This window comes from Pedobacter folensis, from assembly GCF_056490665.1.
In genome coordinates this window covers 534,023-549,560 of record NZ_JBWJIF010000002.1, presented here as the reverse complement: position 1 = coordinate 549,560, position 15,538 = coordinate 534,023, and the positions used below count along the sequence as shown (strand labels likewise).

General features: G+C 40.8%; 11 protein-coding genes. All 11 read left to right on the top strand.

From position 1 onward, the window contains the following. The first annotated feature begins 39 nt into the window (after window positions 1-39). The 11 genes from AC04QZ_RS10995 (at window position 40) to AC04QZ_RS10945 (ending at window position 15,532) form a co-directional block, all read left to right on the top strand. Window positions 40-1,218: a THUMP domain-containing class I SAM-dependent RNA methyltransferase gene (locus tag AC04QZ_RS10995; protein ID WP_086549476.1), complete on the top strand. Its 1,179-nt coding sequence runs from the start codon at window positions 40-42 to the stop codon at window positions 1,216-1,218. A gap of 67 nt (window positions 1,219-1,285) precedes the next feature. Then, complete coding sequence (locus AC04QZ_RS10990) at window positions 1,286-1,780, top strand: hypothetical protein (protein WP_057933225.1); 495 nt, start codon at window positions 1,286-1,288, stop codon at window positions 1,778-1,780. Window positions 1,781-2,096: 316 nt separating this feature from the next. Next, window positions 2,097-2,378: a helix-turn-helix domain-containing protein gene (locus AC04QZ_RS10985; protein ID WP_086548582.1), complete on the top strand. Its 282-nt coding sequence runs from the start codon at window positions 2,097-2,099 to the stop codon at window positions 2,376-2,378. A gap of 73 nt (window positions 2,379-2,451) precedes the next feature. After that, entirely contained in the window at window positions 2,452-3,096 is a 645-nt protein-coding gene (locus AC04QZ_RS10980; protein ID WP_478357798.1) for an HD domain-containing protein, read from the top strand. Between the two features lie 82 nt (window positions 3,097-3,178). Beyond that, window positions 3,179-3,706, top strand: coding sequence for a hypothetical protein (locus AC04QZ_RS10975; protein ID WP_478357797.1), 528 nt, complete (start codon window positions 3,179-3,181; stop codon window positions 3,704-3,706). Between the two features lie 90 nt (window positions 3,707-3,796). Next, complete coding sequence (locus tag AC04QZ_RS10970; RefSeq protein WP_478357796.1) at window positions 3,797-5,053, top strand: putative DNA modification/repair radical SAM protein; 1,257 nt, start codon at window positions 3,797-3,799, stop codon at window positions 5,051-5,053. Between the two features lie 100 nt (window positions 5,054-5,153). Beyond that, on the top strand, window positions 5,154-5,915 hold the full coding sequence (locus AC04QZ_RS10965) for a TIGR03915 family putative DNA repair protein (protein ID WP_478357795.1): 762 nt from the start codon (window positions 5,154-5,156) through the stop codon (window positions 5,913-5,915). A 338-nt stretch (window positions 5,916-6,253) separates the two neighbouring features. Then, the gene (locus AC04QZ_RS10960; protein ID WP_010599229.1) at window positions 6,254-6,544 is read left to right on the top strand and encodes a co-chaperone GroES; all 291 of its coding nucleotides are present in this window, start codon (window positions 6,254-6,256) and stop codon (window positions 6,542-6,544) included. A gap of 102 nt (window positions 6,545-6,646) precedes the next feature. Continuing rightward, window positions 6,647-8,281, top strand: a complete 1,635-nt coding sequence (groL, locus tag AC04QZ_RS10955; RefSeq protein WP_057933220.1) for a chaperonin GroEL — start codon at window positions 6,647-6,649, stop codon at window positions 8,279-8,281. A 352-nt stretch (window positions 8,282-8,633) separates the two neighbouring features. Beyond that, window positions 8,634-14,513, top strand: a complete 5,880-nt coding sequence (locus tag AC04QZ_RS10950) for a PKD domain-containing protein (RefSeq protein ID WP_478357794.1) — start codon at window positions 8,634-8,636, stop codon at window positions 14,511-14,513. Further along, a complete protein-coding gene (locus tag AC04QZ_RS10945; protein WP_478357793.1) occupies window positions 14,510-15,532 on the top strand; it encodes a PorP/SprF family type IX secretion system membrane protein in 1,023 nt (340 codons plus the stop codon). Before AC04QZ_RS10950 ends, AC04QZ_RS10945 begins: the two co-directional genes overlap by 4 nt. The last annotated feature ends 6 nt before the right edge of the window (window positions 15,533-15,538 follow it).

Sequence of the window (15,538 nt, the reverse complement as noted above, 5' to 3'; positions counted from 1 at the left end):
AATCTCTATAATTTTATTGATAACTTCGCATATATTATGATGCAAGTTTTCCACAATAAAAGCAAGGTAATTATTACCTGCAACAAGCGCCTTTCGCCTTATTTACAAGAAGAGGTTACGGCTTTAGGTTATACCATCGAGCGGTCTTTTGCTACAGGCGTTGAGCTCAATATCACCCTTACAGAGTGTATAAAGCTAAATTTGAACTTGCGCTGTGCCAGTCAGATTCTATATGCCATCAAAAGTTTCAAGGCCATAACACCCGATGATTTATATAAAGAAATTGCAGCCATTGAGTGGGAAGAACTGATTGATTTTTCGGGGTATTTCTCGGTAACCTCAAATGTGGATAACCCAAATATTACGACACCACTTTTTGCAAACTTAAAAGTAAAGGATGCCATAGTTGACCGCATGAAAGAGAAAAAAGGCATTCGCCCTAATTCTGGATCTGATGCGAATAAAACGGTAGTACATTTATACTGGAAAGATGCAGATGCAGATGTTTTTATGGATACTTCCGGCGAAACCCTTGCCAAACACGGTTACCGTAAAATTCCCGGAAAGGCACCTATGTTAGAGGCTTTGGCCGCCGGGGTTATTTTAGCTACCAATTGGGATAAAAAATCCCCATTTATTAACCCCATGTGCGGCTCAGGAACCTTAGCCATCGAAGCAGCCCTGATTGCAACCAACCGAGCACCTGGTTTATACCGCATGAATTATGGTTTTATGCATATATTAGGTTACAATGAAGAAGATTTTTTCGCCGAGCGCAGAATTTTAAAAGATCAGGTAATTAAAAATGTTGATCTTAAAATTGTAGCTTCCGATCTTTCGGAAGATGCGGTTGAAGTAACCCGTAGAAATGCTAAAACTGCAGGGGTTGATACTTTAATCGAATTCGAAGTTTGTGATTTTGAATTAACACCAGTTCCTGAAGATGGCAAAGGTGTGGTTGTTTTTAACCCGGAGTATGGTGAGCGTTTAGGTGTGCATAGCAAGTTAGAATTAACTTATAAACGTATGGGCGATTTTATGAAAACGAAATGTAAGGGCTATTCTGGGTATATTTTCACTGGAAATCCTGATCTTGCAAAGAAAATTGGATTAAAAGCTGCTAAAAAAGTTGAATTTTATAATGGTAAATTAGACTGTCGTTTACTAGAGTATGAATTATATGATGGCTCTCGCCGGGCCCCATTAACTGAGGCCTAGTCTTTTTCATTGAAAATTAATATATTACGCTCTCTTACGTACCATAACGTAAAAAATTTTGAAAAATATGGAATTTGATGACATGGATCATATGCCCGAATGGGAGCATTTCAGCCGATTTGGCCGGGATGATGAGGATGAAGAAAATCTATCAAGTGTTGATGCGGAAAAGGTTAGGCTGAAAGTAACCAGGGCTAAAAGCCTTTATAACCAGGCAAGAGCCGTATACAAATATGCTGCCCTGTTCTGCGAAACATTAGAGGGAGAAATGGCCGAAATGACCGCTAACTTAATTATGCAGAATGCCCTCATGTTATGCCCTAAAATTGTTGGGGCAGAAGGTGCTGATATGTATATTTTAAGAATGGAAAATGCCTCTATTATCCGAACCAATTGCCGTGAATTAGAAACCCAGGTAAGGGCAGCAGACATGTTCGAAATCTGTACCCCTGAATATAAAGACATTGTTTTAGACGAAATTGAAAAATTTCGTCTACTCTTTATCGAATGGGTTAAATATTTCGAAAAAGATGAGTTTGAAGATGACTGGGGCTTATATTAACCCTTAAAAACAAACGCTGGATTTTCTCTTCCTTTTGTTGATTTGCACTGCATGTGTTATAAGTTCTTAAACACATCATATGCTGTTATCCATTCCATTTCCTATTCTAATCGCCTCTATCCAACCCACCACAAATACCTAATTATCAGCCAAAAATAGCACCCTTAAACATTTAGGTTGTTTTTTTGTTGTAACATTTAGTTCATTACTCCGTTTCGCGTAATTCTTAATAGTGCTAAAATTTATACTTTTAAAATCTGTTGAGGTGAAGGTTTCGTATATAATGAATAAACATTAAAAAATTTATCCCCTTTTTATGGAAGATGTATTGGCTTTAAAGACAAAGAATGTTGCCGGGAATATCAGAAAAATTAGAGAATACAGAGACTATACTCAGGATTATCTGGCGGCGAAATTGAAAATATCTCAAAATGCATACAGCAAAATCGAGCTCGGTTATAGTAAATTAACGATCGACCGTTTGTTTCAAATTGCTGCAATTTTAGAGGTAGAAGTATCTCATTTATTAACCCTTAACCACAATGATTTAATCAAAATTATTGCTGATGATGAAAACAGGGCAAAAGCGGCGAGCTAATGCGCAGGCACTGTTGATATCATTTCTTTTACCCTGCAAATAATTCCAATACCTTTGGAATAAATTTAGGACTATGCAGGCTACCATTCAAAAAACGATCGATTTTGTTCAGAAAACATTAGCTAACGCCGAGGCAGGGCACGATTGGTTCCATATTGAACGTGTTTTTAAAACTGCTAAAACCATTAATCAACAAGAAAATGGTGATGAACTGGTGGTAGCCTTTGCCGCGTTGTTGCATGATATTGCTGATCCTAAATTTAACAATGGCGATGAAGAATTGGGACCAAACATGGCTGCATCATTTTTAGCCTCGATTGCGGTTGATGCTGAAGTGATTGCCCATGTTAAACTGATTATCCAGAACATGTCGTTCAAAAATAGTTTTGATGGCGCAAGTTTTACGTCCAAAGAAATGCAGATTGTACAGGATGCAGATCGTTTAGATGCAATTGGGGCCATTGGTATTGCAAGGGCATTTACTTACGGTGGATTTAAAAACAGGGTGCTTTACGATCCGGCTATTTTACCGGAAGAACACCTCACCAAAGAGAGTTATAAAAATACCACCGCTCCTACCATTAACCATTTTTACGAAAAACTGCTACTGTTGAAAGACATGATGAATACGAATGCAGGGAAAGCAATTGCCACAGAGAGGCACAACTTTATGCTGCTGTACCTGGAGCACTTTTACAAAGAATGGGATGGTAAATAATTAAACAATTAGCGATAAAATACCGAATAGTAAGTATTCCAGAACGGTGCATTAGGACTTAACTTTATAAAAATTAATTCTCATGCATCCCTACAAGCTAAAATACCACAAAAACAGTGTTTTGTTAATCGCGATGGTTGGCATTCCTGTGTTCTTCATTTCCTTAATGTTGTATTGTCTTTTTAGTTTACCCTCATCGCTTTCAGAAACTTCTACTTTGATATTTGTTTCCCTTTCGATTATTTTAATGGCACTCCTTTTATTATGGATAACCAAAACACAGATTTTTGTCCATAGTAAAATTTTAATCAGCGAAAAAGGCATCAGCTTTAAGTTAAAAAGCACTTCATTTTTATATCGCAGGACCGAGTTTTTTTCTGGCTGGGAAAACGTAAGCAGCGTAACCGAAATGTTCGATAACCACAATGGAGGCTACTTTTATCAAATTGCATTTAAAAACCCCGATTTCGTAACCAATTTTAGTCCGCTTAAAAACCATGAAATCGAAGCAGATCGCTTCTTTTCTGAACTGCAATACTATCAGGAAAGCTATAATATTGCGCATCAACTGCCAATAAGCAGAAAGCTTAATCCCTCAAACAGTTTTTAGTTACTATTATTCCAAAATAGAATAGGTTAAACAAATCTATTTGCTAATATTTTTAGTTATTAAACTATCTTTGTTAGTAAATACATTCCTATGTCTGATCGAATTCGTGAAAAATTAAATATTCTTGCTGACGCCGCTAAATATGATGTTTCTTGTTCATCAAGCGGCGGCACGAGAAAAAACACCAATAAAGGCCTTGGCGACAGCCACACATCGGGCATTTGCCATACCTACACCGAAGACGGCCGATGTGTTTCACTGTTAAAAATTCTTTTAACCAACCATTGTATATACGACTGTTTATTCTGCGTTTCGCGGAAAAGCAACGATATAAAACGCGCAGCCTTTACCGTAGATGAAGTGGTAGAACTGACCATGAATTTTTATCGCCGCAATTATATTGAAGGTTTGTTTTTAAGCTCAGGGATTTTCAAAAATGCCGATTTTACCATGGAGCGGTTATTATTAGTGGTTAAAAAACTTCGTTTAGAGCAGAACTATAATGGCTATATCCATTTAAAAACCATTCCGGGCGCCAGCGACGAATTGATTAAGGAAGCCGGCTTATACGCCGACCGGATGAGCATTAATTTAGAAATGCCAACTGAAGCAGGTTTAAAACTTTTGGCCCCGGAAAAAAATCATGAAGATGTTATTAAACCTTTAGCCTTTGTTCAGCAACAAATTACACAGTTCTCGGCAGATAAAAAGTTAATCAGGCATGTACCTAAATTTGTTCCAGCCGGGCAAAGCACGCAAATGGTAATTGGTGCCACACCCGAAAGTGATAAGGATATTATGTATACCGCAAATGCATTTTACAAAAATTTCGCTTTAAAAAGAGTGTACTATTCGGGTTATGTACCTATCAGTAATGATACCCGCATGCCTATCTTAGGCACACAGCCGCCACTGTTAAGAGAAAACAGGTTGTACCAAACCGATTGGCTAATGCGGTTTTATGGCTTTAAAGTGCAGGAAATTTTAAACGATGCCAATCCAAATCTTGATGTAGATATCGATCCAAAATTAAGCTGGGCCATCCGCAATATGCAGCATTTCCCTGTTGATATTAATACGGCCGATTATAAAATGATTCTCCGGATACCAGGTATTGGCGTAATGTCGGCTCAAAAAATTGTACAGGCCCGTAAGTTTGGAAAATTAAGAATTGATCAGCTTAAAAAAATCGGCGTGGCTTATAACCGGGCCAAACACTTTATTATTTGTCTGGACAGCCCCTATCAGTTAAAAGATTATCAGGGCACTCAGATTAAAGCTTTTATTTTGGCAGAAAGCCAGAGTAAATATTTAAAAACAGATAGCAATCAGATGATTTTGTTTTAAAATGTCGATTAAGGAGACGCGTCATTCCCAACTTGATTGGGAATCTTAATGCCCTGGCTTTAAGATTCCCTCCTGCGCGGCAATGACGACCAATATAAATATGACTTACATTTTTGATGGTACTTTTCAGGGTTTATTAACTGCTGTTTTCGAATGGTTCGAACGCAAGCCGGGAAAGGTGATGCTAAAATCTACCTCGATTTTTCAACCCGAAGCTTTTGTTGAAAGCTTTACCGTGATCACCAATACAGAAAAGGCTGACCGGGTTTGGGCGGGACTGCAAAAGAAACTCAAAAAAGACTGGCAGCGCAAATACTATTGCAGTTATTTATCAGAAATTCCCGAAGCTTATAACCACCTCTTTCAGTTTACCCTATACATTTTTCAAAATCAACCGGGTGCAGAAAGTAATTATGGCAATCCGCATGTAATTGCATTGGCTAAATATGCCAAAAGTGTAGAAAGGGAAAAACACAGGATGGAAGCCTTTATTCGTTTTCAGAAAACCGGCGACGGGATATTTTATGCGAATATAGACCCTGATTTTAATGTGTTGCCCTTGATATCCAATCATTTTAAAAACCGTTATGCCGATCAGCCATGGGTAATTTATGATTTAAAACGCAAGTATGGCCTTCATTATAATTTAACTGCGGTGGAAGAAATTACGATCAGCTTTAGCAATGGGGTAAATAAACAAAACCCGGCACCGGTTTTAATGGACGATAGTGAAGCTTTATACGCAACGCTCTGGAAAGATTATTTTAAAAGTGCGAATATTGTTGCCCGAAAAAACACCAAACTGCATTTGCAGCATGTGCCTAAAAGGTACTGGAAATATTTAACAGAGAAAGCGATATAAAAGGGGCGAAACCTAAACTCATTTCAATCACCCAGCCCTCATCCCGATCCGATAGCTATCGGATAGAATGGAGCGCGCTAACCAGGCAGATTTAGCTTCGCTGAGCAATCGTGGTTCTCGACTTCTTTTCACTCTGCCCGAATGACAAGCGGTGATTCAATAATAAATCTGGCTCAAAAAACTAAAACTTACTGCCATGCTGACACCCACATTCTCAATTAGGGTAAAAAGTTTGACAGTTTGGTGAAAATTTGTCCCTCAAAACCGCTTGGCATAAAAAGTGTTAATTGTAAGCTTAGTTAAAAAACTCAAATCAAAATAAAAAAATAATAAAAGTTATGGCGTTAAACCTTAAACCAATTGCTGGCAGTTCGAACAGAGTAATAGTTGAACCGGCTGCGGCAGAAGAAAAAACTGCATCAGGTTTGTATATCCCTGATACTGCAAAAGAAAAACCATCTAAAGGAACTGTAGTTTCTGTTTCTGAAGAAGATGCTGAAGGTAAAAAAGCAAGTGTAAAAGTTGGCGATGTTGTAATTTATGGTAAATACGGTGGTACCGAATTCCCTTATGAAGGTAAAGATTACTTAATTATGCGCGAAACTGATATTTACGCGGTTGTTGGGTAAAAATTAAAATGTTGCAATGTTAAAACGTTGTAATGTTAACATAAATCGGAGGATTGAAATATTTCAACCTTCCAACATTAAAACTTTAAAATATTCTTAAAAATGTCAAAACAAGTAAAATATAACGTAGAAGCACGCGACGCCCTGAAAAGAGGTGTTGATATTCTTGCAAATGCAGTAAAAGTAACCTTAGGACCAAAAGGCCGTAACGTAATTATCGATAAAAAATTCGGTTCACCGGCAATCACTAAAGATGGTGTTACCGTTGCAAAAGAAATCGAATTGAAAGATGCGGTAGAGAACATGGGTGCTCAAATGGTTAAAGAAGTAGCTTCAAAAACAGCTGATATTGCTGGTGATGGTACAACTACGGCTACTGTATTGGCGCAGGCGATTATTACTACAGGTATTAAAAACGTTGCTGCTGGTGCAAACCCAATGGATTTAAAACGTGGTATTGATAAAGCGGTTGCTGCTGTTGTAGAAAACTTAAAATCTCAATCGCAAGCGGTTGGTGATGATAACAATAAAATTAAACAAGTTGCGTCTATTTCGGCTAACAACGACGAGGTGATCGGTTCGTTAATTGCTGAGGCCATGAGCAAAGTTGGTAAAGATGGTGTAATTACGGTTGAAGAAGCAAAAGGTACCGAAACTGAAGTTAAAACAGTAGAAGGTATGCAATTTGACAGAGGTTATTTATCTCCATATTTTGTAACCAATGCAGATAAAATGGAAGCTGAATTAGAAAATCCTTACATTTTAATCTACGACAAAAAAATCAGTAACATGAAAGAATTGTTACCGGTTTTAGAAAAAACTGTTCAAACAGGCAAACCATTGGTAATCATTTCTGAGGATTTAGATGGCGAAGCTTTAGCAACATTGGTAGTAAACAAAATCCGCGGTTCGTTAAAAGTTGTTGCAGTTAAAGCACCAGGTTTTGGCGACAGAAGAAAAGCCATGTTGGAAGACATCGCGATCTTAACTGGTGGTATTGTAGTATCAGAAGAAAGAGGTTACAAATTAGAAAATGCTGATTTAACTTACCTAGGTTCTGCAGAGAAAGTTGTTGTTGATAAAGACAATACAACTGTAATTAATGGCGCTGGTAACTCAGATGACATTAAATCTCGTGTTAGCCAAATTAAATCTCAAATCGAAACAACTACATCTGATTACGATAAAGAAAAATTACAAGAGCGTTTGGCTAAATTAGCTGGCGGTGTTGCGGTTCTTTACGTAGGTGCAGCTAGTGAGGTTGAAATGAAAGAGAAAAAAGACCGTGTTGATGATGCTTTACATGCAACCCGTGCGGCTGTAGAAGAAGGTATTGTTGCTGGTGGTGGTGTTGCTTTTATCCGTGCGGTTGAAGCTTTAGCTAACCTTAAAGGTGCTAACGAAGATGAAAACACTGGTATCCAGATCATCCGTCGCGCTATCGAAGAGCCATTACGTCAAATTTGCGAAAACGCAGGTATTGAAGGTTCTATCGTAGTTCAAAAAGTTAAAGAAGGTAAAGCCGATTTCGGTTACAATGCACGTACTGATGTTTACGAAAACTTAATTGGTGCCGGTGTTATCGATCCTACTAAAGTAAGTCGTGTAGCATTAGAAAATGCAGCTTCTATTGCAGCGATGTTATTAACCACAGAAGTTGTTTTAGCAGACGAACCTGAAGAAGGTGGTGCTCCAATGCCTCCAATGGGCGGCGGCGGTATGGGTGGTATGATGTAATAACCATTCTATAACGAAACGATTTCGTGTAAAAATACACCCTCAAGGTATAATGCCTTGAGGGTTTTTTTATGCTTTATTATAGCAAAAACACAGCTTTACCTGCGCTGTAACCTACTCATTTAGTTAAAGTTGGTGTAAAAATTTGGCACTGTAATGCAAAAATTACGTTCTTTGTAGCGAATATTTATTGACGCGTCTTAGGCCAAATACTCATTTCTGGTATTGGATTAAGCAAGTTGAACAAACAAAGCTTCCAGAACGCAATAAAATCATTCCCTAGTGTTAGAGATTTATGAAGATTCGTTGTACGAGGAAATGGCTTTCTTTTGTCCTATTTTTTGGGGCATTTTTGTTCACGTCAAATGTTTTCGCCCAAATTACCATAGGCTCAGTAGATGCAGGGCCTTTTACCCCGGGCAGTACCATTGCAGTTCCTTTTAGCATTAGCGCAGGCTGTGCGGCTCAAGGAAATCAATTTCAGCTCTATTTATCCGATCAAAACGGAAATTTTGGCACCGAAACGCTCATAGGCAATTACACAGGTTTTTATACGACTTATATAAACGGTAAACTTCCTGCAAGCCTTACACCCGGCACAGGTTACAAGGTTAGGATAAAATCAACTGCTCCGGCATTCACCAGCACCGCCTCGACGGCGTTTGAAATAAAGGCCGGACCTGCCGTAGAAGCCAAATTAACCTCAACGTTATTAAATCCCGCAAACGACGAAACTTTTGGTACCTGCACCAGCAAAGCCAATAATGCTTTTTTCCTTACAAATGCTTCTACAGCAAACAGCACGGTTACCGCAAGCATAACCGATGAGGTAAATGGAGGGAGCCCAACTTTAATCAATTTCCCTACAGCCATACAGCCTTTTACGGCCCAACAGACACATTATACCATTTATACCAAAGCCGTAATGCCCGATGGGTCTGTAGCAACCAAGGCTTATCTGCTCATCAACAATAAAGCAATAACCGCTTTTGCCAATTCGGGCAATACAGTGGTTTGTTTGCCACTGGGCGCCTTAACATTTAGTGTAGATGTAAGTTCGAGCGCAGGTATTCAAAATAACTTCCCCGGAGACATTTATACGATTACCTGGGGTGATCAAACGACATCAACCTACACCCTTTGTGAGATTATTGCCGATGGTGGTAAGGTTACACATGCTTATACCAGATCCTCTTGCGGAAGTGTTTCTACCTCAAGTGCCGGCACAATCTACAATGCTTTTGATGTATCTATTAATGTATCGAATGCATTCTGTACCACCATGGGCACGCCTGTTTCTTCTTCGGCTAAAGTGGTGGTTAAACCGATAAATTCGTTTGCCTTTAATACCCCCGGCTGTACCAATGCCAACATCACCTTTGTGAACACCTCTATTCTGGGCGAAAATCCGAACACCAATACCGCAGCCTGTACACCCAATAACGTAACCTATAACTGGTATGTTGATGGGGTGATTAAAGAAGTTGATAAACCAAAATCATACAATTTTGTATACAAGTTTCCAAGCCATGGAGAATATACTATCCGGCTAGAATCTAAAAACATTACAGGCGAGTGTGATGCCGATCCCGTAGAAATGAAAATCTGTATCCAGGATCCGCCCAAGCCCGATTTTAGTTTACCATCAACGACCATTTGCGCCGGAACCACATTAAAGGCGACCGATCTTTCTGTTTTAGATAATATCTGTAATGCAGCCAATAACTATTCATGGTCAGTTACACCTGCTGTGGCTTTTACAGGTGGTACAAATGCAGCAAGCAAAGAACCTGAGTTCAATTTTACCAGTCCGGGCACCTATACCATCACTTTAAGCATCAGTACGCCGTCGTGTGGAGTAATTACCAGCTTACCACAAACTGTTGTGGTTAATGCGAATCCCGTAGCTACACTATCGTCCGATATTACGTTGTGTAACCTGGCCACTTACGATTTTAACAATACCACAACAGGGCCAACCAAAACATTAATTACCGGTACTACGAAAGATTTACCAGACAGCTATACCTGGACGGTTGTTCCATCAGGCACAGGAACTTATAGTTTTACCGGAGGTACAACTGCTAATTCTAAATATCCATCCATCAAGTTTGATAGTTATGATACCTATACCGTAACGGTTGTTCACAAAAACAATTGCGGTACCGCAAGCGATACCCAAATCCTAACCTTCAGTACTGCACCGGTGATTAGCGCTGGACCTGATCAAAACATTTGTTTTAACGACCCGGGTTTTACGCTCAGCGGAACCATAACCGGCGCTACTGCGACACAAACCTGGATTGGCGGACTGGGAACCTTTAGCCCCAGCAGAAACGATTTGAATGCGACTTACACGCCAACCGCAGCTGAAAAAGCAGCGGGTACGGTGACTTTACGATTAAGGGTTACCACGGCACTGGCGGCACCCTGCAACCAGATTGACGATGATATTATCCTTAAAATAAAACCCAATATCAGTTTAACGAGCGCAGCAGCTAAAACTATCTGTACGGGAAATAATGTTGCCTATACACCTGCTTCTGCGGTCGCGGGTGTAACCTACACCTGGACCGCTACCGGAACCGCGTCAGCAACTGGCTATACTGCCAGCGGAAGCGGAGCCATTAACGATATCCTTAGCAATACCGATTTAAATGCCGATGCAAACGTAACTTATATCATCACACCTCATTTGGATGGCTGCGATGGAACACCCTTTAATTTGGTGGTGACCATTAAACCCAATCCTATTGTAACACCTACTGCCGCCAATGCAAGCATCTGTAATGCCACTTCATCGGCCATTACCTTAACAGCAAACCTAACGGGTGTAAATTATACTTATACCAGTGCGATCACCGGAGCAATAACCGGAAACAGCAATAGAGCAATCCCATCTGCAGGAACGCAAATCAATGATATCTTAACCAATACAGGCACCACCGCAGGTACAGTAACTTATACCATTACACCTGTCTCTACAAATGGCTGTCCTGGCACACCAAGCAGCATTACCATTACGGTTTTGCCGGGTGCAACGCTGCCCAATGCCGGGCCGGATGAAGCCATCTGTAATGCAAGCACTTACACCTTAAAAGGAAATACACCAGTAGTTGGCACAGGCAAATGGACAATCGTTACTGCGCCTACAGCCATAACTTTTGCTGATGATACGCATGGCAATACAACAATCACTGGTCTGCAGGCAGGGAATAGCTATACTTTAAGGTGGACCATAAGCGACACCAACTGCGCTACTTGGGGTGATGATGTCAGAATCACGGTTAACCCGCTCAGTGTTGGCGGCACAACCACAGGCGATGTGAGTGTATGTGCAGGTGCAAATGGCGGAAGCATCAGTTTAAGCGGGCAGGTTGGAAATATTATCCGTTGGGAAAGATCTATCGATAACGGTACAAACTGGTCTACCCTTACCTCTACAGCAAATCCATATGTATTTTCTAACCTTACCATAACCACGCTGTACCGTGCGGTAATTCAAAGTGGTAGTTGTGCAGAGGCCCTATCAACCGTAACCACCATCACGGTAAATCCGGGCACTGTTGCGGCCAATGCAGGGGCAGACCAAAACCTTTGCAGTGGAAACGGTATTACTTTAAATGGCAATAATCCTTCGCCGAACAGTGGTGCATGGACTTTAACTTCAGCACAAACCGGCATTACCATTACCGATCCTACGCTTTACAACACCACCGTTACTGGTCTGGTACCAGGACAAACTTATACCTTCAGGTGGACCATTTCTGGTTTTAATGGCTGTCCACCATCTGTGGATGATGTAACCGTCACCTATTATTCGCCTGTTACCAATAATATTACCGCATCAACAGCGCCGGTTTGTGCCGGACAAAGCATCACCGTTACCGGTGATACCCCAACAGGCGGAACCGGAACATTTGCCTATCAATGGCAGAGCAGTGCGGATGGAAATACCTGGAGCAATGTTCCTTCGGCCATTAATAAGGATTTAACCCTAATCGTAAACTCCTCAACTTACTTCAGAAGACTGGTAAACAGCACCATCTGCACTTCAATCAGTAATTCGCTACAGGTTACTGTTTTACCAGGCTTAACGAACAATGTTATTTCAGCCGATCAAAACATCTGTATTGGCACATCGGCAGCAGCTTTAACCGGTACTACGCCGAGTGGTGGCAGCGGGACTTATGTGTATCAATGGCAATCGAGCTTAAACGGAACAGCCTGGAGCGATGTACTGGGCGCAAATGGTGTAAACTTTACGCCTCCGACACCAACTGTAAGCATTTATTACCGCCGATCGGTAAGTAGCGGAGCTTGCAGCAACAACTTAAGCGACCAGATTAAGATCACAGTTAATCCACATGCTAAGGCAGAATTGGTTTTTAATACAGATAAAGGTTGCTCGCCCTTCGTTTTAACGGCCACCAATATATCGGCTACACCTTATACAGACCGCAACAATACGTACACCTGGTTTGCCAATGGCGTACAGATAGGCACAGGAATCACCTTTCCTGGCTATACCATTGCAACAGATAACGAAAACGTGATTATCAAATTGGTCGTAACAAGTAGCCTGGGTTGTAATAGTGATGAAACCACCCATACTTTTAGTACAATACAAAATGTAACCGCCGCCTATACACAAAATGCAACATCAGGCTGCGGGCCCTTAAATGTTGCTTTTACCAACACTTCCAATTCGTTAACAGCAGCAACCTTTACCTGGGATTTCGGAAACGGTACCACTTCAAATTTGGCTCAACCGCCGGCGGTTACCTATCAGGCAGACCCTGCAGGGAAAGATCTCACTTATACCGTTACTTTAAAGGCAACTACCGCCTGTGGTACGACCACACAAACATCAACCGTGTTGGTAAAAGCAAAACCAGTTTCCGTATTTTCTCCTGATAAAACAACAGGCTGCTCCCCACTGAACATTACCTTTAGCAATACATCACCTGGCAATTATACCAGCTATACCTACGATTTTGGAGATGGCTCAGCACCTTTAACTGTTACCGATAAAAATAGCGTAAGCCATACCTATACCACTTTGGCTGTGCGAGATTACATCGTAAAAATGACCGCTACCAATGAGTGCGGGAGTAATGAATCACAATATTCTATTCACGTTTCACCTAATGACATTATTCCAGAACTGGTGGTAAACAGCAACCAACTTAAAGGTTGTGCACCTTTAAAAGTCGATTTTTTTAACAATACCAAAGGTGCCGGCACTTTTGTTTACGATTTTGGCGATGGAAGCACTACGGTTACCCATACCGCTCCCGAAACCATATCGCATACATTTACCGAACCTGGAAAATATACCATTACCCTATACGCATCAAACAACTGTTCCAATGCATCAACAACCGAAACCGTTGAAGTTTTGCCACAACCCTTAGTGAGTTTTACATCAGATAAGACCAGTGGCTGTGATGGTGTTACCATAAAGTTTAAAAATACCAGTACAGGTGCAATTGGTTATGTCTGGGATTTTGGAGATGGTTCTCCAACATCAAATGCCATCGAGCCTACACATACTTTTAACGACGCTGGAAAAAATTATACGGTTACCTTAACGGCAACCAATGCACTCGGCTGTACAAACAGCGCGACAATATCCGATTTTATCCATGTGGTGCCACCACCCATAGCCACTTTTACTGTTAATCCGGGCAATGAAGTATCCATTCCCAATTACTCATTTACCTTTAAGGATATTAGTACCGATGCCGTAAGCTGGGAATGGACTTTTGGTGATGGATCGGGCTCAACCCTGCAAAACCCAAACCACACCTATGCCAACGAAGGCACTTATAATGTAACGCTAAAAGTGCTGAACAAAGAAGGTTGTTCTTCGAGCACGTTCCAATCAGTGCGGATTATCGGCGTACCGGGCTACTTAAATATCCCCAATTCATTTATGCCTGCAAGTGCGAAGAACGAAATCAAAGTATTTAAAGCAAAAGGCCGTGGCATTAAAGAATGGCAGATGTCTGTTTTTAACAAGTGGGGGCAATTACTTTGGGAAACCACCAAGCTGGATGATGGCGCACCGCTTGAGGGCTGGGACGGTACTTATAAAGGACAGGAACAACCACAAGGTGTTTATTACTGGAAAGTAGATATAAAATTTATTAATGGCAGCGATTGGAAAGGAATGACTTACGATTCATCTCCTCCAAGGAAAACGGGTGTAATATATTTAATAAGATGATGAGGAGAGGGATAATATTATTTTGGTTTGTGTTAGTGCTGCCTTTAATCGTTTCAGCGCAGGATCACATTTATTCGCAGTTTTACAATGCCCCTGTTTATTTAAATCCGGCTTTAACAGGTCAGTTTGAGGGCGACATTAGGTTTAATGCCCTATACCGAAACCAGTGGACGGGTTTAGCCAGCGATTTTTCCTACATGAGTGCTTCTGGTGATTTAAACCTTCACCAGTTTAACAGTGGTATCGGTTTAATTTTTAACCGCAGCAGCGAGGATACGGCCTACCTGGTAAAGAATAACATCGCGCTGAGTTATGCTTATATTATCGGTGGTGATGACTTTGCACTCTCCTTTGGGTTGCAGGGTGGCATCACCAATCAGAAATTAAACTGGGATAAACTTGTTTTTGGCGATCAGATCGATATCAATACCGGTTATATTCCGGGCAGTATTTCTGGCGCCGAGCGACCAAGCGTTGATAGCCGTTTTTATTTTGACGCCAATACAGGAGCGAATCTGGTTTATAAAAAATTTATGATGGGGCTCGCTGTTCATCATCTTAACCGTCCTGACGAATCGCTCTCCGGTTTCCAGGCGAAATTACCCATGCGCATATCGGGGAATTTAAGTTATAAACTCACCCTGATCCCTGACCAATATGATCGGGATGGAAGTTACCTGATCCCTTCCATTGTTGCCTACAAACAGGGCAATGTAAAATCATTCAGCGTGGGCACACAGTATAAATACGCCGGAATAAATGCAGGCATATGGTACCGAAATGATGGCAATTCGAACGGGAATGATGCCATTGTATTTTCTGTAATCTTCGATATATTTAACCGCAGAACAAACGGCGAGAAATTCAGGTTAGGCATCAGTCATGATGCTACAACATCTAAAATCAACTACACCAACACCGGCGGAACATCCGAAATTGGTGTGGGTTACGAAAAATATTTTCCAAATAGTTCAAATGGTGGCCGAGCAAATGGCCTAAGATGTTATGATTTTTATTAATTTGCC